The 24,683-nt window shown below is 49.9% G+C and carries 21 protein-coding genes; 7 read left to right on the top strand and 14 right to left on the bottom strand.

The genetic code is table 11. The annotated features are described in order from the left end of the window. Positions 1-4: 4 nt before the first annotated feature. The 5 genes from K7P01_RS22015 to K7P01_RS21995 all read right to left on the bottom strand — a co-directional run bounded on the left by K7P01_RS22015 (position 5) and on the right by K7P01_RS21995 (position 8,205). Positions 5-3,682: an ATP-binding protein gene (locus K7P01_RS22015; protein WP_267296744.1), complete on the bottom strand. Its 3,678-nt coding sequence runs from the start codon at positions 3,680-3,682 to the stop codon at positions 5-7. After that, the gene (locus K7P01_RS22010) at positions 3,660-4,211 is read right to left on the bottom strand and encodes a condensin complex protein MksE (protein WP_267296743.1); all 552 of its coding nucleotides are present in this window, start codon (positions 4,209-4,211) and stop codon (positions 3,660-3,662) included. The genes K7P01_RS22015 and K7P01_RS22010 overlap by 23 nt, the downstream gene beginning before the upstream one ends. After that, positions 4,208-5,464 (bottom strand): hypothetical protein, encoded by a 1,257-nt coding sequence (locus K7P01_RS22005; protein WP_267296742.1) that lies wholly within the window; start codon positions 5,462-5,464, stop codon positions 4,208-4,210. Before K7P01_RS22005 ends, K7P01_RS22010 begins: the two co-directional genes overlap by 4 nt. A 180-nt stretch (positions 5,465-5,644) precedes the next feature. Next, the gene (locus K7P01_RS22000) at positions 5,645-7,600 is read right to left on the bottom strand and encodes an ATP-binding protein (protein ID WP_267296741.1); all 1,956 of its coding nucleotides are present in this window, start codon (positions 7,598-7,600) and stop codon (positions 5,645-5,647) included. A 182-nt stretch (positions 7,601-7,782) separates the two neighbouring features. Further along, entirely contained in the window at positions 7,783-8,205 is a 423-nt protein-coding gene (locus K7P01_RS21995) for a hypothetical protein (protein ID WP_267296740.1), read from the bottom strand. Positions 8,206-8,405: 200 nt separating this feature from the next. On the opposite strand from K7P01_RS21995, the gene K7P01_RS21990 reads away from it, so the two are divergent. The 4 genes from K7P01_RS21990 to K7P01_RS21975 all read left to right on the top strand — a co-directional run bounded on the left by K7P01_RS21990 (position 8,406) and on the right by K7P01_RS21975 (position 10,312). Further along, entirely contained in the window at positions 8,406-8,978 is a 573-nt protein-coding gene (locus K7P01_RS21990) for an RNA polymerase sigma factor (protein WP_267296739.1), read from the top strand. Continuing rightward, positions 8,944-9,210, top strand: coding sequence for a hypothetical protein (locus K7P01_RS21985; protein WP_267296738.1), 267 nt, complete (start codon positions 8,944-8,946; stop codon positions 9,208-9,210). Before K7P01_RS21990 ends, K7P01_RS21985 begins: the two co-directional genes overlap by 35 nt. 4 nt (positions 9,211-9,214) lie before the next feature. Further along, complete coding sequence (locus K7P01_RS21980) at positions 9,215-9,877, top strand: ClpP family protease (RefSeq protein WP_267296737.1); 663 nt, start codon at positions 9,215-9,217, stop codon at positions 9,875-9,877. A gap of 87 nt (positions 9,878-9,964) precedes the next feature. Next, complete coding sequence (locus tag K7P01_RS21975; RefSeq protein WP_267296736.1) at positions 9,965-10,312, top strand: response regulator; 348 nt, start codon at positions 9,965-9,967, stop codon at positions 10,310-10,312. Positions 10,313-10,403: 91 nt separating this feature from the next. Here the strand turns inward: K7P01_RS21975 and K7P01_RS21970 are convergent, their stop codons facing one another. The 7 genes from K7P01_RS21970 to K7P01_RS21940 form a co-directional block, all read right to left on the bottom strand. After that, entirely contained in the window at positions 10,404-12,530 is a 2,127-nt protein-coding gene (locus tag K7P01_RS21970; RefSeq protein ID WP_267296735.1) for a PAS domain-containing protein, read from the bottom strand. A 58-nt stretch (positions 12,531-12,588) separates the two neighbouring features. Beyond that, complete coding sequence (locus K7P01_RS21965) at positions 12,589-13,221, bottom strand: DUF6436 domain-containing protein (protein WP_267296734.1); 633 nt, start codon at positions 13,219-13,221, stop codon at positions 12,589-12,591. Between the two features lie 377 nt (positions 13,222-13,598). Further along, the gene (gene dinB / locus K7P01_RS21960; RefSeq protein ID WP_267296733.1) at positions 13,599-14,714 is read right to left on the bottom strand and encodes a DNA polymerase IV; all 1,116 of its coding nucleotides are present in this window, start codon (positions 14,712-14,714) and stop codon (positions 13,599-13,601) included. 678 nt (positions 14,715-15,392) lie between these two features. Further along, complete coding sequence (locus tag K7P01_RS21955; protein WP_267296732.1) at positions 15,393-16,112, bottom strand: sensor histidine kinase; 720 nt, start codon at positions 16,110-16,112, stop codon at positions 15,393-15,395. Continuing rightward, complete coding sequence (locus K7P01_RS21950; RefSeq protein ID WP_267296731.1) at positions 16,109-16,885, bottom strand: hypothetical protein; 777 nt, start codon at positions 16,883-16,885, stop codon at positions 16,109-16,111. Before K7P01_RS21950 ends, K7P01_RS21955 begins: the two co-directional genes overlap by 4 nt. 227 nt (positions 16,886-17,112) lie before the next feature. Beyond that, complete coding sequence (locus K7P01_RS21945) at positions 17,113-17,775, bottom strand: response regulator transcription factor (RefSeq protein WP_267296730.1); 663 nt, start codon at positions 17,773-17,775, stop codon at positions 17,113-17,115. Between the two features lie 25 nt (positions 17,776-17,800). Next, entirely contained in the window at positions 17,801-20,005 is a 2,205-nt protein-coding gene (locus tag K7P01_RS21940) for an MEDS domain-containing protein (RefSeq protein WP_267296729.1), read from the bottom strand. Positions 20,006-20,323: 318 nt separating this feature from the next. Here K7P01_RS21940 and K7P01_RS21935 point away from each other — a divergent pair, with 318 nt between their 5' ends. Beyond that, entirely contained in the window at positions 20,324-20,668 is a 345-nt protein-coding gene (locus K7P01_RS21935) for an ArsR/SmtB family transcription factor (RefSeq protein ID WP_267296728.1), read from the top strand. Between the two features lie 45 nt (positions 20,669-20,713). On the opposite strand, the gene K7P01_RS21930 is transcribed toward K7P01_RS21935, so the two are convergent. Both K7P01_RS21930 and K7P01_RS21925 read right to left on the bottom strand, forming a co-directional pair. Further along, positions 20,714-21,820 (bottom strand): S1 family peptidase, encoded by a 1,107-nt coding sequence (locus tag K7P01_RS21930; RefSeq protein ID WP_267296727.1) that lies wholly within the window; start codon positions 21,818-21,820, stop codon positions 20,714-20,716. Next, positions 21,810-22,379 (bottom strand): RNA polymerase sigma factor, encoded by a 570-nt coding sequence (locus tag K7P01_RS21925; RefSeq protein ID WP_267296726.1) that lies wholly within the window; start codon positions 22,377-22,379, stop codon positions 21,810-21,812. Before K7P01_RS21925 ends, K7P01_RS21930 begins: the two co-directional genes overlap by 11 nt. A gap of 134 nt (positions 22,380-22,513) precedes the next feature. On the opposite strand from K7P01_RS21925, the gene K7P01_RS21920 reads away from it, so the two are divergent. Next, entirely contained in the window at positions 22,514-22,708 is a 195-nt protein-coding gene (locus K7P01_RS21920) for a hypothetical protein (protein WP_267296725.1), read from the top strand. Positions 22,709-22,916: 208 nt separating this feature from the next. Beyond that, entirely contained in the window at positions 22,917-23,786 is an 870-nt protein-coding gene (locus tag K7P01_RS21915; protein ID WP_267296724.1) for a DUF4349 domain-containing protein, read from the top strand. Positions 23,787-24,683: the final 897 nt, after the last annotated feature.

The following is a 24,683-nucleotide window of genomic DNA, read 5'->3' as shown; positions in this document are numbered from 1 at the left end:
TGTGCTAGGGTTCAATTGTCATCGTCAGCAACGGAATAACCTTCACATACCCATGCTGGTCCTTCCGGAATTTATACGTGTAGTTGTAGTGCGTCTCCAGCTTGCTCTCGTTCGGCAGACCGTTGATCAGGCAGATGTTACGCTCTTCGGCAAAGTTGATCAGTTCCTTGAGGTAGGCCGCGGAGATCTGCCCTACTTCGTCGATGATACAGTGCACAGAGAAATTCCGGGCTGTCTTCTCAGTCGATTCCTTGATAAACACATTTAGCAGCGTGATATAGATTACCGCTTTTACGAGCATATCCGTACCGGTAGAACCCACCTTGTCGATCTTTTCGATCCAGCCGGTGTCGTTCTTACCCTCCTTGATCCGAAAGCGCAGCTCGAACAGGTCTTGCACGCGTATCTCTTCGTATTTTTCCTCGCTGATAGTTCGTTGCAGATCGTTCAGCAGCTCCACCGAGCGCTTATCGATCTCTGCCTTGGCTTTGTTCGACTGGTTGAACAGGTTTACTTCACCATACAGGAACGGGTTCTGCTCACGGAATTCTGCAATCTTCTGGAGCTTGCGCAATACCTTGTTCTCGCTATCCTCCGATTTGAGCTTGATATATTCGATCAGCTTCGAGCTTTCGAACGACGCGCGTCCGAAGTCCGCTTCCATCTTGCTGATCATTTTTGTGATCCGGCCCTTGTGCTCTGCCAATGCCTTCATCTTGCTCGAGATGGCATCGATCAACATACCGTGACTCTTGGCCACCTCGGCAATGGAAGTCTGGATTTTATTCTCGTTGTAAAACTCCTGCAGGTAGGCTGCAAAGCGCTCGTACTCACCTTCACCCGCCTGGGGGTTGACCTTAAAGTTCAAGTGGTTGTCCGGGCGGAAACGGCCCGCAAATTCGGTCACGTTGTTCCGGAATTTCTCAAACTGGTTGTGATACTCGGTGTCGTTGGCCAGCAGCTGTGAGCACAGTCCAACAATGCCGGCGTCCGAGTGCGCTGCCGGTGCAGGCTCGACGATGTGGCGTAGCCTGTCGAAGAGCGCCCGCTCGCGGAAGTGTCGCTCAAAGTGCTCCATTCCTTCTGTATACCGTTTCAACTCTTCGGCCAAGGAACGGATGTCCAATTCCAGCTGGCTTTTCTTTTTCGCAAAAGCTTGCTTGACCGCGGCGAACTCTTTCTCGGATTGCTGTACACGATCTTCGAAACGCTCCTTCTCCCGTTTAAACTCGTCTACTTTGTCAAATAGCTCGCGTTTGTCTTTGCGGTAGTCGTTGACCAGCTCCGCGTGTTTGTCGATGGTTTGTACCGCCTTGCGTGCTGCCTCGATCTCGTCTTTAAGCTTTTTAATACGGCTGTCGTCGATACCCTTATTCTTGAGCACCTTACTTTTCTCTTTTTGTAGCTTCGCTTTGTGGTCGGCATACGACGAGAGTTTTTCGTCGCGTACGTCCTTCAAGCGTGTAGACTCTTGCTCAAACGTGGCCGTGAGGACGGCATGTCGCTCGTTAAAACGGCCCTCGAGCTTCTTCCGGTTCCTGGCAAAGACAGCATCCAGGTTGGCCATGCTCTCAGTCAGTCCGGCAATCTCCTTTTTGATGGCGTCTTGCAACTGATAGCTCTCCAGCAAATCTTTCTCGCGCAGGGCTTCGCCTTTTGCTTTCCACTCGTTCAGGTCGAGGGTGTATTGTTTCTCTTTGTGCTCGTCCTGCCCGGCTTCGTATTCCAGTTGCGACAGCTCGTTCTTCAGGTGCGCTGACTTCTTGCTGATCGATGCCAGCTTATTCTGTTCATCGCGAGCCTGTGTTTCCCGGAATTCTAAAAAGGCCAGGTTCAGCGCGGCGATCTTGTCGATATATCCCTGCTTCTCCAATTCGTACTGCTCCAGGGTTTTGGAGAGTACCTGCACCTGACTGAGGTCGAGTTGGATGCCGTAAAGCGTGTCCAGGTTTTTCTTGATGACCTTTGGGTTGAGTGCTTTGTTAAAGAGAATCTCTTCGTTACACACCTTGCCGATGGTGTTATACCAGTCCGGGTAGTTCTCTTGTAAAAAACCGAACAGTGTATGTTGGTGCACCGACAGCTTCTGTTCGATTGCCTTGATCTTCTCTTCCAGTGCCGATACCTCGTCGTTGTTGCGTGCGATGTACTGCTCAGACGTGAGCTTGTTCTTCTCGCGAATGTGGTCGCCTTCTTTTTTCAGCGACTCGATCTGGTTGTTTTTGACGGTGAACGCCGACGATCGCTCCAGCTTCCGCCGGCTGATCTCTTCCAGGTTAGCCCGCAGTTGTGCCGACTCCTTTTCAAAATAGCGCTTGCGATGGGTTTCTTTCTCGCGAAAGTCTTCGTCTTTCTTCTCCAGCTCCTTTTGATTCAACGCTTGTCGCAGCCGGCCTACTTCTGCCTGGTGCTGTTCTTTTAGCTCGCTTTCTTCCTTGCGGAAATCGTCGCGCAACACATTCCGGTCATCCTGGTATTTACGGTCCAGTTGCAGGCCTTCGGCACGCAATACGTTCTCAAACTCACGGCGTTCATTTTCCAGGCCATCAAACAATGTCTTGAACTGGAGCTCCACATCGCTAAAGCCCGCTGTCAGTGTGGCGTATTCGTTTTCGCGGGCCTGTACTTCCAATGCCAGCTGGGCACGCTCGTCCATCTGCTTAAGCGCATCGGCAATGCCGCGCTCCTCGTACTCGCGCTGCTTCTTATCCGCCTCGCGGATTTTTGATTTGAAAGCTCCGATCTCCTGGTTGATTTCGCGGTTAGCCTCTTGTTGGCCTTGTTCCTGTTTCCGGAATTCGCTCTCCTGCCATTCGATCTCTTCGCGGTAACGTGCTACTTGCTGTCCTAATACCTGTTGTTGCTCGGTGGCATATTTTAGTGCGCCCCCCAGTTCCGTAGCCAGTGCGCGTTGCTTCAGCTTCAGGTTTTTGATCTGTGTAAAGTTGTCTTTGATCAGGTCGCCCCGCGTGGAGTTTTCCTTACGGAAGAACATCTCTATATCCTGGTACCGCTCGCTGAACTGACGCAACTGGCGTTCCACCGTTTTGAGCTCGATGTTGGTATGTTTCGTGCCGATGGAGTTGGCAATACATTCTTTTACAAACTCCGCGCGGATCACTGACTCCGAGCTGAGGAAAATCGACGTAATGGCCAGCGGGATATTGTGATAATTCGCGTTGCCCTTCATCAGGGAAAACTTTTTATACCGTTTATCCGGGTCGGCACCGTAGATGATATTCCGGTACCGCTCAAAGGTCTCGATCTGGTCGCTGTAGTTAATCTTATGCTCGTTCAGCCGCGTCAGGAGTGCCTTTGGCAACAGCGCTTCGCTGTCGACGATGTAGTGATCCTGGTCGAACGCATGGTCAACAAACCGGTAAAAAATCTTCTCCCGGCGATAGAGCATCACGTGAAAGAATCCCTCCTCCGTTGCAATTTCGTATACGATATACGAGTTGGGATATTGAAAGTAATAATCTTCAAATGACTTCTGCGAGCTGGAGATACCCAGTCCCCGTGTATTGGCGCTGTAAAAGAACAGGATCGCGCGTTGCAGCGTAGTCTTGCCCATGTTGTTGGTGCCCACAAAGCAGGTATTGCCCGCAATTTCAATGCTGGCATAATCGGTATTACCGATGTTGATAAATATAATCCGGTTAAGAATCCGCCTGTTCTCCATCTTCTTCCTCAATTGTTATGAGCGTGATCACTTGCTCCAGGTAATGGATTGCGTCCATGACCTTATACGTGTCCTCGTCTTCTTGTTCAAAAAAACCTCCTGCCGTCAGGTCGTTGGCGATCTCGGCCACCTTGTCCACCATCTTCTCCCGGCGCGACAACGCATAGAGCTTTTGCTTCAGCCGCTCGTTGGCATAACATTCCTCGGCAATCTGTGTCACGCGATACCGCGTGCCCACCACGGGCTTTGCGTCCATGGACGAGAAGAAGTCCATCACGTCAATGTAATAGGCAAATTGCTCCAGCTTCTTTTCCATGATCGTGTTTGTCTCTTCCTGCTGGCTGAAGTAATAGTAATTATGTCCCTTCTCCAGGTGGTAGCCGGTGTGGGCAAAGAATTCTTTTAATGTTTGAAAGTTGTCTTCGAAGTTGATGACATCAAACAACTTGCCCCGGCTGCCGTTTGAGCTGATAAAGTTGCCCTTGCTCAGGATGCTGAAAATCTCCGGTGTCTGCTTGGGAATGTTCATGATGTTGCTGCCTCCTCCTTCGACGGTTGTTTCGCCGTGCGTTGTTTCGTGTTCGCTTTCACGATCGCGTAGCCTACCCGCTGCTTTTGTTTCTTCTCGTTGATAAAATTCATCGACCCGAACTTGCCCGAGAAGGTCAGCTGCGTGTCATAGTCGATGGTAATGCCCACATAGAGCGATATGCGTTTCTCGAATGTAAGATCGCCGGCTTTCTCCGGAAATTTGTAGTCCAGGACAAATTGAAACAGATCGGTTTGGCTTTCCATAAACTTTTCCACCAGGCCCGCAATGTTCAGGCTCGACGACTCCTCCTGGTTCAGGTCGTCAAAGCCGGCCACCATCCGGCCGGCCGGCTTGCGATGCGAGTTGCGTAGCAGGTGCAGTTTACCGGCAACTTTTTGCGTCAACTGATAGCCGTGGTCGGTATGCAGGAAGTCGAGCGACAACCGCGACTTGAGCGGTATACGCTTGTGGAAGAACATCGCTTTGATGTCGGCCACGACGTCGACATAATTCGTTTTGTACTTCAGCTCTTCGTAATCTTTCAATTCTTTGAGACGCTGGATCTTTTTATAGATCGCTGACTGGTGCTGGATCCGGTTGATGTAGTCGATGATCTGCGATTGAATCTCGTTTAGGTAGTCGCGATTGCGCACCAGCGTATACCGCAGCTCCAGCACGATCGAGCTCAGCTCCGCATCGACAATGGTATTAAAGAATCCCTGGGCGTCGGAAACGATCTGTTCCGATTCGCGGATCAGGTTGATAATGTCGTCGCGCTTGCGTTTATACTTCTCGAGCTCCTGCAGCTTGATGACATAGTTATCCTGGTTCTTATAGGTGTCGTCAATGTTCTTGTGCAGCTTCATCACCTCGCGTGAGGTGGTGGAGTTGATCCTCTTCAACGACCGCTTGATGTTTCGGAGAAATTTGATATTGTTGTCAATGTGGTAATACCGCAGGCCTTCGTTCAGCGCCTGGATATTGTCATTGATGAAGCTGGTCGTTACCTCGCCGATCTCGAGAAACTCTTCAATGAAGGTCATGATCCGGTCGTCGAGGCTGATGATGTTGTTGTTCTCGTGGATCAGCTCGTTGACCACCAGCTTCTCGAGCTTCTCGTCCGTCATATCCTCCCGGGCCAGGATCTCCGACTTGTTGACGGAGTCCTTGTTGCCAAAAAGCATCTCGATCACCTCTTTGTTTTGGTACAAGAGGTTGACAAGGTCTTTAATGCTTAGTGGGTTCTTCACGTACGTCTGTTCGGTGGTTATCGGTCGATGCCAGGGACAAAAAACAGGGTCTTGCTGTCGTTTTGTTCCGGGATGTCGCGGCCCGGTTGAAAAATCGTGCAAGATAGGAAATTCGGCGCGGATGGAAAGGCGCCAGTCAAAACCTAAATCATTGAATGTGAACGGACTGTAAGATTTTCGCTAAACGACGCTTCCCAGTGGCTGTGGTAGCGTAAACACAAAAACTGACCCTTTGCCGGGCTCGCTTTCAACCCAGAGGCGCCCGCCGTTCTTTTCAATGAAGTCCTTGCACAGGATCAGGCCCAGGCCCGTGCCTTTTTCGTTGGCCGTTCCTTTGGTCGAGTGTTTGGTGTCGATCCGGAAGAGCTTTTGCACTACTTCGGGGCTCATGCCCACCCCGTTGTCTGCAATGGCCACGTGCACCTGGCCTTGCCGCACTTCTGCCGTCAGCCAGATGCTGCCCCCTTCGGGTGTAAATTTGATAGCATTTGATAACAGGTTGCGCACCACCGTCGTCACGGAGTTCTTATGTGCGTTCACGATGCGCGTACCTTCACTTTTGTAGGCAATCTCGATCTTTTTGGTCTGCGCCTGCGCGGTCAGCAGGGCTTTGTTTTCTTCCATTACCGTGGCGATGTCAAACACCTCCGGCTTAAATTCGATATTGCCCGTCTGCGAGCGTGACCATTCCAGCAGGTTTTCCAATAGGGCAAAGAGGTTCTTCACCGACTTGTCGAGGTCTTGCGCCAGCATGCGGATCTCGTCCTTGCTGAGGCTGTCGGTATGATTGATCAGCAGCCCTGAAAACGACGTCAGCGAATTCAGTGGTCCTTTTAAGTCGTGGCTGATGATAGAGAAGAATTTGTCTTTGGTGGCGTTCAGGTCTTGCAACGCCAGATTCTGTTGTTGAATGGTAGTATTTGTTTGCTCCAACATGCGGTTGGTGCGGCGCTTTATCATGTATTGGTATAACACCAGCAGAATAATGACACCGGCCAGCGCAATGAAGGCATAGAGGTATAGTTGCCGCTCCTCCTGTTGCTGAATCTGCTGCGCACGGAGGAGCGATTCTTGTTTGAGGTTCTTGATCTGCTCTTTCCGCAACTTCGTGTCGGTTTCCGATGGGCGTCGGTCACTCTTCTCCGCCTGCACCATTTCATTCAGTGCCAACAGCGAATTGCTGGACTGGAGCGCCCGTTGATGGTCGCCCAACGCAGTATAACAGTCCCGCAGGTATTCATAGCTCCGGGCCTGCTCATGCTGGGCTTGCACCTCGAGCGCAGCGTCAAGTGCCGGCAACAGATTAGCAATTGCCTTCTCGTATTGTTGCTGACGGAGATAGAGTGCACCAATGTTGTTATAAGACTGCGCGATCCCGCTCTTATCTTTCAGGCCCTGCCGAATCTTAAGCGCCGCCATATGATTGGCCAGTGTGCGCTCGTCGTTTTTCGTTAAGGTATATAATTCCCCAATGTCATTGAGCGAGATGGCTTCGTTCTTTCGGTCATGCAAGGCACGCCATACCGCCAATGCGCTCTTGTGCCGCGTCAACGCCTCCGTGTAATTCTTCATGGAGGCATACAACCGGCCGAGGTAAAACATCGCCTGTGCTATTACTTTGGTCTGCCCCAGGTCATCAGCCTTGTGTATCACCTGTTCGAAGTTTTGCGACGCCTGGTCGTGATTCCCCATGGCAGTATATACTTTACCCAGCTCGATACGGATGCGCGCTTCCAGGTGCGGGTTGTTAAATGCGGTGCTCATCTGCAGCACGAGCATCAGACGTTCGAGGCTATTCTGGTAGTCGCCCGTCATTTCCGACGCCCTGGCCATTGCCAGGTACGTAAACAACTTGCGTTGCTCCAGGCCGAGTGAATCTTCGAGCGTCAGGGCCTGTTCAAAAAAGTCGAATGCGGTAAAGTTGTAGATCGATAAAAAGATCAGCCCGGTCTCCGTCAGCGCCTTCGCTTGTCCAGCAGCATCGCCTGTCTGCCGGGCTCGCTGAAGTCTTGTGTCTGCTTCTTTGAGTAATCGCTCTGCCTGTACTTTCTCTCCGGCTTCCGGAAAGCTGTCGTACCAGGTCAGGTCGGCATTGATATCCTCCTGACTGTGGGCCTTCGTAAAGCAGAATAGCAAAAAAATGGATACGATTAAAAAATACTTCCCCCGGATTGACATCCCTCAAATTTCCTCAAAAGTGGAGAAAAAGCAGTGAGATATTCAATAGAAGTTTGCCTTAAAACTTACGTAGTCGGTCAACGCTCGCCGCACCCGACCAACGTTGCCCTGGCCGCGCCGTTGCAAGCTATATCCATGGTTTAAAGAGTGGCCGGTACTTCGACCAAAAAGCTGTCGAGCCAGGCGATCGCCTCCTGTCGGTTGTTGAACAGCTTGGTCTGTATAGGAAACTTATTAACAGTGGAAAGGATCAGGTTGATGTAGTAAAGCTTGAAGGCATTGCCGTTGGTGACAATGGCCCCTCGCTTGAGCCCCGCCGCAACCGCCAGGGGCATCATCTCTTTCTCAAACCACTTCCGGTTGTCGGGGTTGATCACCCCCTGGTTGGAGATGTCTGATAGCATACCGTCGACCGGAACCTTACGACCAAATTCGATCATCGTCAGAAATGGCTTTTTGTATTCTTCGGTGTTAGGGCTGCCATTCCAGATCAGGATCATGGAGCGTTTCTCCGGAAAATAGGTCACCGTGGCATAGGGGGCGTCAAAAACGATGGTATTCATGAGGGTTAGATTCGCTTGTATAAGGTACGGAAAAACAAGGCAGCACGGTGCGGTCGTTTGTCGCTTTTTATGCGCACTAGTGTTTATTTAACACTGGTTTAATATGCGCCCGCCCGCCTGGTGGCGTCTTCGGCAAAAAAAATCCGCTAAAAAGGGTGATCTTATGCCAGTTAAAGACACATACTGCTAAACAACACTGTATGATCGCAATGGAACCCGTCCTGTGTGTACCCGACACGGCCGCCGATGAGGTATTCTTCGAACAGATGTACCGGCAGGCTTTTCCCGTCGTTGCCAGCTTTGTGAGCCGCACACGCGGCACCTTCCAGGGTGCGAAAGATATCTTTCACGACGCCCTGGTGATCTATCTTGAAAAACGCGCCGCCGGCACGTTACAGGTGGCAAATACCCCCGAGGCCTACGTGGTAGGGATCGCCAAGCACCTCTGGCTGCGCACCGTCAGGCAAGAGCTGCACGAGCTGTCACTCGATACATTCGAGACCGGCCTGTCCATTGCCGAGCATACCACCGCTGTGCCCGACGCCACCCGGCTGCTACGCTTCCTGGAAGTGACGGGTAAAAAATGCATGGACTTGTTGCGCGCCTGGTATTACGACGGCCTCAAGGGCAAGCGCCTGGCCGAAACCCTGGGCTATGCCAACGAGCACGCTGCCGCCGTGCAGAAGTATAAGTGCCTGGAGAAGGTACGCACTGTGGTCAAACAAAAATCGATGGATTATGATGACTTCCTACACGGACACACAGCAAATTGAGCGCTATCTGCACCGGCAGTTGTCGACGGGCGAGCGGCTGTTGTTTGAAGCGCGCATGCTGACCAACGTCACGCTCCGCACCAACGTGCGTGCCCAACAGCGGGTATACGACCTGGTACGGCTATACCATCGCAAGCAGGTATTGCAGCAGGCCGAGGCAATACACCGGCAATTGTTTACCGACCCGGTACATGCCGACTTTCAACAATCAATTCATCAACTTTTTCACTAGCAGTATGGTACAAGCAAATCTTATCCCCATGGTCATCGACGGCCGTGGCGAACGGGCCTATGACATTTATAGTCTCCTGCTGAAGGAGCGCATTGTCTTCCTGGGCACAGGCATCAACGACGCTGTGGCCAATGTGATCGTGGCGCAGCTGTTGTACCTCAACAGCCTGGACCAGCGGCAGCCCATCAGCCTATACATCAACAGCCCCGGCGGCAGTGTCTATGCCGGCCTGGCCATTTACGATGCCATGCAGATGATCCAGGCGCCGGTGTCGACGGTGGCGGTAGGCGTGTCGGCCAGTATGGGCACCGCCCTGCTTGCCTCGGGCGCCAAGGGCAAGCGTTATGCGCTGCCTCACGCCACCATTCACATGCATCCCACCAGCGCCGGCGCGCAGGGCTATACCGAAGACGTACGCATTGCCACCCGTGAACAAGAGCGCATTCAGACACAACTCTTTCATCTCATGGGAAAACATTCCGGGCACACGTGGCAGGAGATCGAAGAATATTTTTTACGTGACCGATACTTAACCGCTCCGGAAGCACGGGATTTTGGTCTGATCGACGAAGTGCTTGGCGATACCAGCGATGTTGTGCAGCTTGACACGCCGTCCTTTGGCATGCGTCTGCTCGGCGACCAGCTTAAACAGCCTGTGCTAACATAAGTGTGGAAACCAATCGGCGCTTAATAATTTAGCGGCAGTTTTTAGCAATTATTCAATCGAAGGCTTTATTTGCAGAAAAAATTGCCCGTGAAGATATTGGTCGTCGACGATGAACAGCTGGACCTGTTTGTAACCAAAAAGCTGCTAGGCCTGGAATTCGAGGCGGAAGGTTTTACTTCCGTGGAGGAGGCGCTGCGCTGGGCCGGGGATAATCATTTCGACGTGGTGCTGATCGACTATTACCTCACCCCCACCATACTGGCCCACCATGTACTGAAAGATCTGCGGGCCATTAAAGGCGATACATTCAAGGCATTTGTGCTATCCAATTATGTGGACGACCAGCAGGCGCGCGAGCTGCGCAGCGCGGGTTTTGCCGACATTATCTATAAACCGATTACCCTGGAGAAATTTCGCGAGCAGGTAAAAAATTAGCGTGAGAGCAAAAAAAAACAGCGGAGTATGTTCGCTCTCGCGCTCACACTCACGCTGTTTTTTATCCCCTCTTTTCTTTCTCCACAGTGTATTAGAGCTGGTAGGAACCGACCTCTTTGTGTGTCAGCTGCGTGGCCATTTTTAGGATCCGTAGCGGATTGTGTTTACTGTCTCGGATGACCGCGTAACTACCGCGCAGCAATACTTCCTCGCCCGACTTCGATACGCGCTCGTAGTCGCCGGGTTGTGCAATTCCCTGGCGTAGGTCATCCCAGAATTTACGGTAGGCATTGCTCATGGCATATTCGGGCTTGACAAAGATGCGGTGGTGCTTGCCCCGGATTTCGTGCAATGCGTAGCCCATCATTTCGAGGAAAGGCACGTTGGCATCGAGGATGGTGCCATCCAGCGCGAACTCGATCGAACCGATACCACAGTCGGCGACAGCCTGGATGCGATTCTCTAACTCGGTGGCACGTCTGCGCATTTCCTCTTCCTGCTGACTGGCCATCTGCATTTGAACTTTTGCCAAGGTAATGTCGGTGGCCAGTTTCAGGATCTTAACGATGTTACCATTTTGGTCGGTAAAGGCCGAATAGCTACCGTTGATGTAGATCTTGGCGCCGTTCTTTTTCACACGCTCATACTCGCCGGGCTGCGGTATACCGGCCCCGAGCAATTCCCAGAACTTACGATACTCAGTTGTCAGGGCATATTCCTTGTCGACAAAGATGCGGTGGTGTTTACCTTGAATCTCTTCCAGTGTATAGCCCATGAGCTTCAGGAAGGTGTTGTTCGCCGTTAAGATGGTGCCGTCCAGCTCGAACTCGATGGCCGCAATGCCACTGTTATTGATCGCATTGACGCGGCTTTCCATCTCGACGGAGTTGCGGCGCATTTCTTCCTGCGTCGCCGACAGCTCTTCCATGTTCTGGCGCATCTCTTCTTCCTGTGCGCGCATCTCCTCTTCACGCTGCTGCGAATCGGTCAGCAGGCTCTTGATGCGTTCCGTGGTTTTTACCGACAGCAGTGAGGTTGCAATGGCCTCACTAGCCTTCTTGAAGAACTCCACGTGTCCTTCATTGTATTTCGTGAAGGAAGCGAACTCCAGCACGCCCGTTACTTCTTCGTTGGCCAGCAGCGGGATGATGATTACACTCGACGGCGTGGCCAGGCCGAGGCCGGACGTGATCTTCACATAATCTTTCGGCACTTGCGTCAGCACGATTACCTCTTTCTCGAGGAAACACTGTCCCACCAGCGAGTCGCCGATCTCGACGCGGCCTTCCTTGAATTTTTTACGGTCATAAGCATAGGTGGCAGACATCTTGAGGTACGGCTCACCATTTTCATCTTCTTCGCGCAGAAACATACAACCCTGATTCGATTGTGTATAGCGGCTCAGTTCCCCCACCAGCTCATCCGACAGCGTCTGCATGTTGTCGGCGTGGCGACGCAGAATCTCGCCGATCGACGCGACACCTTGTGTGACGTATTTGTCAGCGCGCTCGCGCGCTGTTGCCTGGACGATGTTCTGTTGCATCTTGAGTAACGACTTGCCCAGTTCATCGTCGTTTTCGGTCACATCATATTGCGTATTCAGGTTGCCTTTGCTGATCTCGTCTGCGAAGGCAATGTTGCGGCCTATGTGTTTAAGCTGATCACCTAATTGGTCGGCAACCGCCGCCGTTTCCCGGGTACGTTTGCCCAGGCTATAGCCCCAAAGGGCATTGATATAAAGAATAAGCGTAGCAATGATGGCGTGAAACAAAAAGGTCTGCAGGTCCATAAACTCCAGCTGTGTGAAGTATATGTCTTTCGTGCCTGTAAACTGCAAATAGGCAAATGTGCCGTGGTGCAGTACAATAAAGGCCAGCAACGGTATTTGCAGGCGCCAGTCCTGATAGGTGATCAGCAGGGCGGAGCCTACAAAGAACATAAAATGCATTTCAAACATGCCATGCATCTGATAAATGTACTGCGCCGAGAACACACCGACAACTACCGCCAGGACATAGCGGTATAGTGGTGAGTGCGGCAGCAGCAGCTTGGTGCCGTAGTAACTGACCAGACAGATCGTACCAACACCAATCGCGATCAGGTAGGTGTCATAAAAGAATGCCAGTGCGATGCCGACCAGGAAGTACACCGGCAGGGCGATGTTCATCTTGACGTCGGACTTTGCATTAATGTCCGTAAAGGCTTGGCTAGACTTCATGAACGGTTTTTCAGACGAATTCATTTTTAGTATAAGAGGTTTGACGAGTTCAAGAGTATTACTGGAAGAGGCTGACAAAGAGGTTGGGCTTTTCCGCGTCCGGAAACTGGCAGCCATAGGGTTGCGTGGCCAGTACTCCGAACGGTGGTGCAGCCTTGCCGGCTACGAGCGCGGTTAATGCGATCTCGGCATAGTTACTGTCTTTCGTTGTGCAGTAGCGGGATTTGTTATAATTGCCGCGGTAGAACAGTCGGCGATCAGCGTCGAGTACCACCGCTTGGGGAGTTGCGTATACGCCGCAGGCCGAGGCTATCGAGTCGGCATGATCCTGTAAGATTACTACGGAAGGGTTATCTGTTCCGATCATGTCCTGTGCGCGCGCCAGGTCGGCGTACGCCGGTATAACGGCAACCACCTGCACCTGGTTACCGAACTGGCTGGCCAGCGAACGAAAGTGTTTGAGGTTGAAGCGAGAGCATGGACAGTCGGGGTTGAAGAAGTGTATATACGCGGGCTTGCCAGCGCGGTAGCCTTCGAGCCAGGATACGTCTACTTTACTGTTTACACTATTCGATACGAAATTTGCCGGAACGGGAGTAGGCATTACGTACTTCAGCTCTTGGGACCAGAACAATAACGCGATAGACACTGACGCTGCCGCAAGCAGCAAACCAACCAACACTTTTCTCACCTGCTCAGGAGTTAAATATTATAAACGTAGATACGACTAAACTTCTGGTTTAGGATTTTACCTTCAGAAGTATGCATGGGCTAATCAAAAAACAATGCCATGAGCGGATTGTTTAGTGCTGCACAAAAAGTAAATCGATTTCCAGGCAAAATTCCACTTCAATCGTTTAAAATGGACACAAGTGTTTCCTAAACACCATTTTATTGTCTCAATTCTGGAATCTTATAAAATACGGTCTGAACGCCAATCTTCGTCTTGAACAAGGCTCTTATGCCATAGTTCCTTCTGTACAACGGTGCATTTATGGGATGCACGCTAACTTTCTTTGGTTTTGCTAAAACCGACTTCGTGCCGTTTTGAGAAAATGAGAAATAACACTAAAACAACGTCAACTGATCCGCTGGATCATCAGGCTCTGCCGTTCCGAAATTTGAGACTGAGATGCCCAGCAGCCGGACACGCTTCTCTTGCCGGTCCACCGTGTCGAGCAACTGGCAGGCTACTGTAAACAGTGTCTCCTTTTCGTTCACCCCCAGCACAAACGATTGGCTACGCGTGATCTGCTTAAAATCGTGGTATTTTATTTTGAGCGTTACCGTTCTGCCCCGCAGGTTGCGTTTATACAGCCGGGCGTGTACGACCTTGGCAAGATGCTCCAGCTCAACATACATGTCGTCTACTACGGCCAGGTCTTCCGCGAAAGTATCTTCCGCGCCCACCGACTTGATCTCCCGGTCGGGCTGTACGCGCCGCTCGTCGCGGCCGCGCACGATCTGGTAAAAGAAACGGCCAGTCTTGCCAAAGTGTTGCACCAGCTGTGCCTCCGTCAGTTTCTTGAGGTCGGCGCCCGTATGCAGGCCCATATTTTTCATCTTCGTCGCCGTCACACGTCCCACGCCAAAGAATTTTTCCACCGGCAAATTCTCCATAAACCGCTCGATCCGCGATGGCCCGATAAACGTCAGCCCGTCGGGTTTCTGCATGTCCGACGCGATCTTGGCCACAAACTTATTCACCGACACCCCCGCCGACGCTGTTAGGTGCAGCTCGTCCCGGATGGCATCTTTAATCCGCTGCGCAATATCCAATGCCGAGCCGATGCCCTGCTTATCCTCTGTCACATCCAGGTATGCCTCGTCCAGAGATAGCGGCTCGATCAGGTCGGTATAGCGCGAAAAGATTTCCCGCAGGTGCGCCGACACGCTGCGGTAAACGTCAAACCGTGGGAACACAAAGATCGCCTCCGGACAAAGCTGCCGCGCCTGCCGCGACGACATCGCCGACCGCACCCCAAACTTCCGCGCCTCATAACTCGCCGTCGCCACCACCCCCCGACCCTCGGGCGGCCCGCCCACCACGAGGGGCTTCCCCCACAACTCCGGATGGTCGCGTTGCTCGATCGACGCATAAAAGGCGTCCATGTCGATGTGAATGATCTTTCGCACGGCTGTGCAAATATACGTCAACGAGTGACAGCTGTATGGCAACAGCATGCACTGAAAATTCAGACGAAGGTCGACTTACCGGAATATCGCAAGCTGATCTTTTGACTGACCTACGTCAATTCAAAAATACCACGGATTTTTTGCACCAAATGCAAGGTCTCCCGCATTTTTATCCAGAATATAGCCATGTATTGCAAATTCCGACAGTATAAGGGCCGTTTCTTTTTCGTTTTTAATCACTATACTCCTTAGACTTGTACGAGTAGAATCGTAATTGAAGTCGACGTTCTCAACCCTTTATGCTTCATATTAGCATGGATTTAATTAGGATATAGGTCACAGCCGACCACGTAACAATGTTCACAACCACGAGCCATCTGATCATTCTTGAGTAATGATTCATGCGTTGTGAAAAACACGCTTTATTTAGCTCCGGATAATAAGGATCAACCATATCATTTAACTTGTTCATACTCTATATTTTGATGCTCAATGATGTTTACGCTGACAGGTATCCTTTCCGGATACTCAAGCCCCACGTTTATATTGAATCGTTTTGAGATTTTCAATTCGGTATCAACTGCCGGGTACACAACCAGGAAGTATTTGTTAACAATGCCTGGAAACCTCCAAACCACCATAGGGATTGAAACACCATCGAAACCGAAACCCCGGCTGAAAATAATATTGACGTCACGAAAAGAATCATAAAAACGTCTTTCCTCTTCATGCTGCTTTTTTTAGATTAGGTATAACGATGGAACAGGTTGTCCCTTCCTGTTCTTGTGAATGAATGGAAAATTCAGCACCCAGTTTTTTTGTTAACGTCTTTACGAGGAATAATCCCAAACCGCCATGTGACTGCATCGACCCGCGAAAGAATGGCTGGCAAATCAATTTTTGCTGTATCATCCCAATACCAATTCCATTGTCTCGAATGTTGATCAGCATTCCTTTTTTACTCGATCTTGCGTTGATATCAATCTGCCTTACCTCTTTTTCATGGTCAGAAAATTGAATGGCGTTTTCGATCACATGTTTAAGAATAAGAAAATTGCATTCGTGATCGGAAATCCATCGATGACTTTGATCAATGGTTGTTATTATCCGAAGGCCGTTGTCTTTGATTACCGGTTCGTACTGATTGAGAATAATACCTACCATCTCGCTGGCATCCAGTTCATCACAACTCAGATCGCGCTGTGCGTGCGTAATGTAAGCCTCCAGATTGCTAATCATCCCCTTCATATTTTTCGCGCAGCATTGAATAAGGTCAAGACAACCGCTCAACTCATCTGCATTTGCATGACGGGCTACCTCTGTTAATCCTTGTATCGAAGCCAATGGTCCGCGGAGATCATGGGAACAACTATGAACGAACCGGTCAATGATCATTTTACTTTGTGCCAGTTCTTCTTTGAGTGTATTTTCATCTTTCCGTTTCATTTGCTGCGTTGCTTAGTTTTTCCAAAATTGATTCCAATACTAATGTTCACTGGGTTTATGATATGGGTGCGATCGAATATTTGGCGGGTGCATCGCGTCGCCACGGGAACACCCCAGGCAACTTCTGCAAACAGGTGGATGAAATCTCCCTGATCGTTCTCTAGCTGATATTCGGCACCCAGCCCGAGATTGAATTGAGTAGTAACTTCTTTCCCCAGAAACTGTTCTTCGGATTTACTATGGTTGCGTGTGCTGTTCCGATCAAGGTTGCCATAGAATTTAATGTGCTGCTGGGAGATACCACCTAAAAAGTATGGCTCTACGGTATGATACCTGGCCTTACCCATCCGGAGCAAATACACATTAGTAGACAAGGCCCCTGTAAACAGGTCGAAGCTGTAGGAAAGAGACGGATCGGAATAGTAGAGTCCTGCACTACCCCTGATTTTTCCAAACTTATTGGCGAGAACACCACCAACAGCAACGCCCAGGTTCGTTACACGGAGACGATTAAGTTTGCTAAGATCACTTTTTAAGGTGTAGACAGAGGTGCCCAGGACAAACTCATAGCCCAGGTAAAGGGGCTTGTCACTTTTCACGCCAACGGTATCCGCCAGCGGATGCCGACCTTCTGCAGCGTGGCCATATTCCTGGGTATGAAACTTTAAGGTTTCACATTGTGCCTTGCGCGATTTGAGCGATAGAAACAAGAACAAAATGACAAACAGCCATCGCCAAATGCTGTTCTCTTCGAGTCTTTTTTTTGCCGTCATACCATTGCTGTTTAGTATGACTAAAGTGCAACTCAGAAGTGCAGAATAAATCAGCTATAGCTGATTGCAAAAAATCAGACAAACGGAAATACAATGACTAATTTCTTACTTGAACGTGTAATTCTTTCAGGAAAGTGAAATTCGCGGAGCGAAAGATATCCGTCAAGACTGGCGGAGGCATCAGATAAATCTGATTTGAGATAAAAGACCCAGACTAAACGCTGCAATTAAAAAGTAATCAGTTCATTCTTGATTGCATACCTGACAAGTTCAGCGGTGTTTTTTAATCCCAGCTTGTCAAGGATGTGCATTTTATGCGTATTCACTGTCTTTGTACTAATGAATAATTGCTCGGCCACTTCCCTGTCGGATTTTCCTGAGGCGACCAGTTGAAGTACTTCCATTTCACGTTTGCTGAGTTCCTTGAGTTGAAGATGTTGCTTGGTCTGGCGTTCTGAAACTTCCTTGTTATAGAAATCTTCGAAAACCAGGTTCGTGATCGCTTCATTAAAATATTTCTCTCCTTTACTGATAGCGCGAATGGCTTGTATAAGCGTAGACTTTTCTACCTCTTTGGGAAGGTAGCCATCAATGCCAGATTGTATTCCGGCAGATACAAGCTCCTTCTTTACTTCCATTGAAAGCAAAACCACCTTTATTTTGCTGTTGCGTTCTTTTACCCAGCGCGTAGCTTCAATTCCACTCATGCCTTTCATGTGTATATCCATAATAATCATGTCGGGGTTGAGATCTCTCATTTTACTGATCAGTTCTTCACCGCTTGAGAGCGACCCAACAATTTGTATATCATTGAACTGCGCCAACATGATGGCGATTGAATCGCGAACGACAGTGTGATCATCGACCAGTAAAATTTTGATTCTCTCCACGAGTTTCTATTCAATTATTAAGTTGTCACTTCACGGGTATCGTAACTGTAAACACTGAACCCTCTCCCGGCTTACTGGATACATCGATAGTACCGCCCATTAGATCGACTGCCTTTTTAACGATGGAGAGGCCCAACCCCGTTCCCTGAATTCCCTTTGTGTTTTTTCCCCGCTCAAAGGGCTCAAATATTTTCGTTAAATCCTCTTCACTTATACCGATGCCTTTATCTTTAATCTCAACTCGTAAGTTTTCCCCAAGATCGTGAACATGCACCCAAACCCGAGGTGTGCCCGGAGAAAATTTGATTGCGTTGCTCATGAGATTGACAAATATATTGCGGAGCAAATCATCGTCAGCATCAATATGCTTATGTTCAAACCCAAACTGGAACACGATGGTGTGAGAACCATTGTTGATTTCTTCAATATCTTTTTTTAGAGACTCAAAGAAGGATCTGATTTCGACTTTTCGCTTGACTACTGCAATTTTGTTTTCATCTGCACTGCCGAGCACTAACAAATCTCCCATCATTCGAGTCATGAGATCGACCTGTTCAAGTACGATTCCGATCTTGTTACCTAAAGATTCCGGCGCCAGGCGATTTTTATACTTTCGAACGTAGTTTGCGGTATTTTTTATTGTCGCCAATGGCATTCTGAATTCATGCGATACCATCGAAGCGAACCTCGCTTTCCAGATAGTCAGTTCCTTTTCCTTTTCCAATGCCTTCTGCAGCTCCTGCGTTCGAAGAGATACTTTCAGTTCAAGGGATTTTCTGAACTGAATCAACTCCGTGATGTCATTTGAAAAACATCCGATTCCAATTATGGCATTGTCTTCACTTCTAACGGGGTTTAATCTTACTTCAAGATAAATTTCTGAACCGTCCGGTTCCTCAACACGGTTGATATGCACAATATTTTCTCCCATGAGTGCCTGTCGATAAAGCCGCTCCCAGAGCTCTTTTATTTCTTCAGGGAAACCGGGTGCAATCAACGTATCGCCTTCGGTAATTTCAGCGCCGATAAATTTCTTTAAGCTTTTAAAGAACGCTTTGTTCGCTTTTACCAGTTTTAGATCCTTACTAGCGAGCCATATCTCCCCGGGTGAGCTGTTGATCAGAACATCTAAATTTTGCTCGCTTTCACTCAGCATTTTTTCAGCCGCCTTTTGTTCCGTACAGTCAAGTGCCATGGACAGCACTTTGGGACCATCGTTCATGGGGAGTGCGATCATCGAGAAGCGGACGTCCAGTATCGTTCCATTCTTAGCCTTAAGTTCGACTTCGGCATTCTTTACCATTCCGCCTTCCTTAATATTTGCCAGGAATGCGTCTCTTTGGGCCAGATCAACCCAGAAATCCAATTCTCTGGATGTTTTGCCAATCACTTCACCAGGCGTAAACCCGAAGAGATCTGTGAACGAAGCATTCACTTCGATGTACCTTCCATCATCCCATTCGGAGAGAACCATCGGAAGGAATGGATTAAGATGAAATAACCTTGAAAAGCGTTCCGCAGAAAGCTTTACCTCCTGGAGGGCTTGTATGAGTTGCGTGTTTCGGGCCTCCGCAAGTTTTTCCACCTGATCTTTCAGTTTATTAATCTCTGCCTTACTTCGTTTTAATTGTGGTTTTTCAACTATTTCCCATTCACCACTTCTCATAGCAACTGCCATCTCATGTACATGTGCAACATCAAGCACATCCGCCCCATTACATTTGTCAAGCGGGTACGTGCACATCACAATCATACGCTTGTCAAGTATTGAATTGTTAAGTTCACGTTCGTACTCAATGAAATCTTTCCAGACCTGACGCTCAACCCAAGCTTCGTTGCCGTTAACGCGCATCCCTTCGTGCCCTCTTACTAAAGCATCATTTAGTTTTTCATTCCACCCGTCAATGACACGTTTGGGGTTGAACAAACCATCTTTCAAATACCAGTCAGCATGCGACGACACTTCGATAGCGTTGGAGGTAAGATATTGGTCAAGAAGTGGAATCCCATTGCGCAGACTTGCCATAGCGTCCTCCACAGATACCGGATCGCTGGTTATCCAAAGACAAAATTCATTGTTTTCCAAACCAGCCTTAAAGTAGGGCACCAGCGTTGCCAGCAAATCTTGCTTCGAATAAAAGAAATTGCAGAAATGTGTACCCCAGGGAATGTTGCCAATTATATCGATGCCTGTGAACCTTAGCTCATTTTCCTTGGATGGGATTTTCATTGGCTAAGCTTTGTCATACTAAAAGCTAATCATTTAGAAACGAAATCGCAACGGATTCTTTCTGCGTTCAGACCATACACTTCAAATAAAGTGTATTAAAATGGAACTAGATTCAAGACGTCCGTTTGCTAAAGGACTTTTCGATTTTCATAACACCATCTCATAACACGACGATTATCAAGAGCCACCTGACGGAATCGAACCAACGACTTACTGATTACAAGTCAGTGGGTCGCATGTAATGGCATATCGCGCTATCGCCTGTCAGCGTAACCAACAGGTTTCCTATATCAGCTGGCATAAATTATATTTGTCGTTATGAGCATAACCCTTCGCAGAGACGTTTTTCAAGCAATTGCCGACCCGACCCGCCGCGAGATTATTCACTTGCTAGCCAACAAAACCCTGACCTTAAACGGCGTTGCCGAGAACTTCAAGATCAGCCGCCCGGCGATATCAAAACATATTCGCATTCTGTCAGAATGTGGGCTGATTGTCGTACATCAGCAGGGACGCGAGCGGTACTGCGAGGCTCGCCTCAACTCCCTCCGCGAGGTATCGGAGTGGTCGACTCAATACCAAAAATTCTGGTCCGCCCGGTTGGACGCCCTGGGCGAATTCCTGGAATCCGGCGCCAAACCCCGTAAAACGCGAAAGCGCTAGCATACTCTCGTATACCCGCGCTTTCGGTCCAAATAACAAAGACTTCTATTTCGGGGCGTTATAAACGCGCACCATAAAGACATATTCCCGCCACTTCTTCACTTGTTGCACCTTGCCCAGGTTCTTGAGCGTATTGATGCGCGGTAAGGCCAGGGGTACATTCACGGTATCGATCGGCATGTCGGTGATGGCGTGTAGCAGGATCGTCGACTTGGTGGCAAAGGCTGCGCCCGATGTTTCGGTCTGCAAACCGCTAATGATACCTACCAGCTCGCCTTTGGCATTGAACAGCGGGCCACCGCTGTTGCCGGGGTTTACCGGCACGGATACCTGGTAGGCATTGGGGTTTTGTTTGTAGCCGGTGGCGGCGCTCACGGAGCCTTCGCCAAAGACGATGTCTTCGCGCGGGAAGCCCAGCGTAAAGACCTCTTCGCCGAGATTGGCTTCGGACGGGCTCACCGTGTATGGCAGCGACTTGACCGGCGTCAGCAATTCGGGCGCGATCTTGAGGATCGAAATATCATTTTCTTTGTCACTGAAGAGAATGTCTACTTTCAGACGGCCAAAAGCCTCATTTTCAATGTAAACCGAGTCGGCATCTTTAATGACGTGGTAGCTGGTGGCGACGTAGCCGTTGGCGGAGATCATGAAGCCCGTACCGGCATAGGTCTCAGGTGCCGGACCTGTCTTTTCTTTGGACTCGGCAATGTCGGCCATAATGCGGCTCTGCGACTTGCGGATTTGCTCCACGTTCCGGCGCAGCTCTTTATAATAGGCGGTTTGTTTGGTCTCCAGCGACTGGGTCATTTGCAGGGTACCCAGAATACTGATCAGGGCGACGGAAGCTGCCACGGCCGTCATTGGCCAATACTTGCGCCACAGGTTGGTGCGGGTTACGGTCATCACCGGTGGCCGTTGCTCGTGCTGGGCAAAGGTCGTCATGGTGTCGTGTATCTCGTTCAATGAGGCTTTCAGGTCGCGGCGCCCGCCGTAAAAACGCATGGATTCGATCAGATTCAGGTGTTCCTGGACCTGTTGCGAAAGTACCGGGTCGCCTTCCATGCGCTCTTCCAGTGCCGCCTTTTCGTCGGGAGGCAGCGTGTTCTTGGCGTAGCGGTCCAGCAAATCGATCAAAGCGCGGTCAGGATTCATGAGAGGGTGGGTTGTGCAGCGTGAAAAAAAGCTTTTTTAAGCGTTGTAAACATTTGTATTTCTGGTTCTTAGCCGTGTCCGTGTTACTATACCCAAAGGTATCGCGGATACTCTCCATCGAGCTCTCCTGCAGGTAGAAGGCCTCCAGAAGACTCTTGCAGGGGTCGCCGAGCTCGTCCAGGGAAGCTGCCATCTTGTAAAAGATCTGCTCTTTGGCTTCGATGTCGATCATCTCCTCGTCAATTCCTGCCAGGAGCTCTCCTTCTTCAATTTGCCCACGGTACCGTTTTTTCTCCCACAGGCGCTTCAGCCACAGCCTGCGGCTTACAGCATAAAGAAAGGTCTTTACCTTGCAGTGTAGGACAAAGTCCGGTTGCTGAACCTTTTCGTAGAATGCGATCACCGCCTCCTGGTAAATGTCCTTCGCCTCCTGCTCCGTGCCGCTATTTGAACAAATAAGGTGTAAAACCATCGGGTAATGCGCCTTGTACAGCTCCTGCAGCACGATCCGGTTATTCTTTCTGATCTCCGAGACAATCAGCTCATCAAAATAATACACTGCTTATGCTAATAAGGTGGACTTTATACAAACGAACCCCCAAGGTAACCCATGAAAAAAACTTTTCAAACCTGAAAAATATTGGGTTACCGGGGGGACCTTTTTGTATGAAGGGAAAATTTAAACATTTGACTATGAAAATCAACATCGCATCATTTTTCGCAGTAGCTGCAGTAGTTGTAGCCGCTGCTTGCTCTTCAAAACCTGCTGAAACTGCAACTGACGTAGACACTACAGCAACTGAATCTGTTGCTCCTGAGCCGGTGGCACCTGCTGCTACTGACACAACTGCTACTGACACAACAGCGACTGCTGCTCCAGCACACTAATTCGAAACAACTATTATCCTGTAAACTAAACCTTTGTGAGCATCATGGACCCTGTCCAACTCACAAAGGTTTCCCTCTCTCCTTTTTTCTCTCCCCGCCCCTACAGAAGTCGTACTAGCTCCTTATAAACGCTGATCGTGTACAGATTGGGAGTGAATAAGTCTGTCCGGGGCGGTAACGATCGCTTCACTTTATTATATCTGTAACCATGCAAAAGCTCATCATCGTCCTTTGCGTCGCGGGACTATGCTCCTGCGCGTCTAAAAATTCCGAAATGTCCAGCGCCGATGCCGTTGGCGTCGAATCGGTTGCAGAAGCAGCCCTGACCGAGACTGCCGCTTCCGCAGGCAAGGGCGCGAATCAACAGCAAGCTTCACCCGCGATGGCGTTCAAAGACCCGTACCAGGGAAATACCAAGCTGATCAAAACGCTGCATTACCGTTTCGAAGTGGCCAACATAAAAAGGAGCACAGAAGCCATCGAAGCGGCGCTCAAGAAGTACCCTGCCTATATGGAGTCTTCCAACCTGCGTACAGAGTATCAGTTGGTGGAGAACCATGTGGTCCTGCGCGTACAAAACGAGTACTTCCACGAACTGCTCACCGACATCGATGCCCAGGCCCTTGCGGTGGAATTCCGGAATGTAAGCACTGAAGACGTCGCCAAAGATTTCGTCGACCTGGAGTCGCGTTTGCGCACCAAACGCGAAGTCGAAGAGCGCTACCGCGACATTCTGCGCAAAAAAGCGGGCACGATCGAAGAGCTGCTTGAGACCGAAAAGCAGATCGGCATCTTACACGAAGAGATCGAAGCCACCATCAGCCGCGTCAACTATCTTCGCGAACAGGTAAATTATAGCACGCTCAAGCTGGAATTGTACCAGCACATCCAACCCACTGTTGTCGTCGAAGAAACACCCGCCTGGGGCGATCGCTTCTCCGACGCCTTCTCAACCGGACTGCAAGGTGTCGCCAAACTGCTGTTGGGACTTGTCTATATCTGGCCCTTGTTGCTCGTCGTGGCTACCGCCACCGGCATCGTGATGTTCCTGAAACGGAAGGGACGCGTGAGTTTCTGACGTTCGATTATCTGGCGTGAGTCTTAGCCTCGCCTCGGGATTGTGTTCAACGAAAGACGAGACTTCCGTTATTATAAGCTCTTCCGATTTTTCGGGAGAGCTTTTTATTTCGACTTGTGTTGGTGATACGGGCCCGGCTTTTGGCAGATGATCCGATGGCTCAGTAGATTCAACGGTCTGATGAGGCGTAGTAGAACGCCAGCCATAGATACACGCTGCCGCGGACTGAATGGATGCTGTCGCCTGCCTTTCCTCTTCCCCCCTAAACTCTTCTAACGTCATCGCCTTTAAAGGCGGTTTTTCTTCCGATATCTCACCCTCCGGGCGTCCTGCAACAGCGATGACTTTAGCAACACCCGCCCGTTTCACATCTTTCACTATATCGTCTTCCATCGGTGAGCCATACCGTACACCCACCGTCAGCATCAGACTATACGATTCATCCGCCGGCACCTGGTCGGTGAGTGCTATTTCCATCGATGTCGCAGGCGATCCCTTCAGGGCAGGAAACCACGGTGAGGATACGCTCTTTGGCGCAAACATGGTCGTATACCAGGCGGAAGGTTTATAGGCACCCTCCTTGGGATCAAAATTAAAGTCCGGTACAATGCCCAGGCTGACGTCGATACAGAACCGTGCATGTCTATTATTGGGATGAAAGTTGATGTCGCGTAGCAGCGCCGGTATATTCACGCGGGCGGACAAAGTCTCACGATCCAGCACATAGGTAATGGGCGTACGGAGAACCGAGTCGAACATCGTATTTTTATTCAGCTGAAAGCCCGCCAGCAAGCCTGGATGCTTCGATAGCATAATGGAGCGTTGACCCAATTCGCCGATGCCATCCTGTTTCTGCACGATCTTGAGCGCCTTATTAATAAAGCCACTAAAGTTATA

The sequence above is a fragment of the Parachryseolinea silvisoli genome (assembly GCF_021190955.1).
GTDB lineage: Bacteria > Bacteroidota > Bacteroidia > Cytophagales > Cyclobacteriaceae > Ohtaekwangia > Ohtaekwangia silvisoli.
This window is presented reverse-complemented; position numbering and strand designations above follow the sequence as displayed.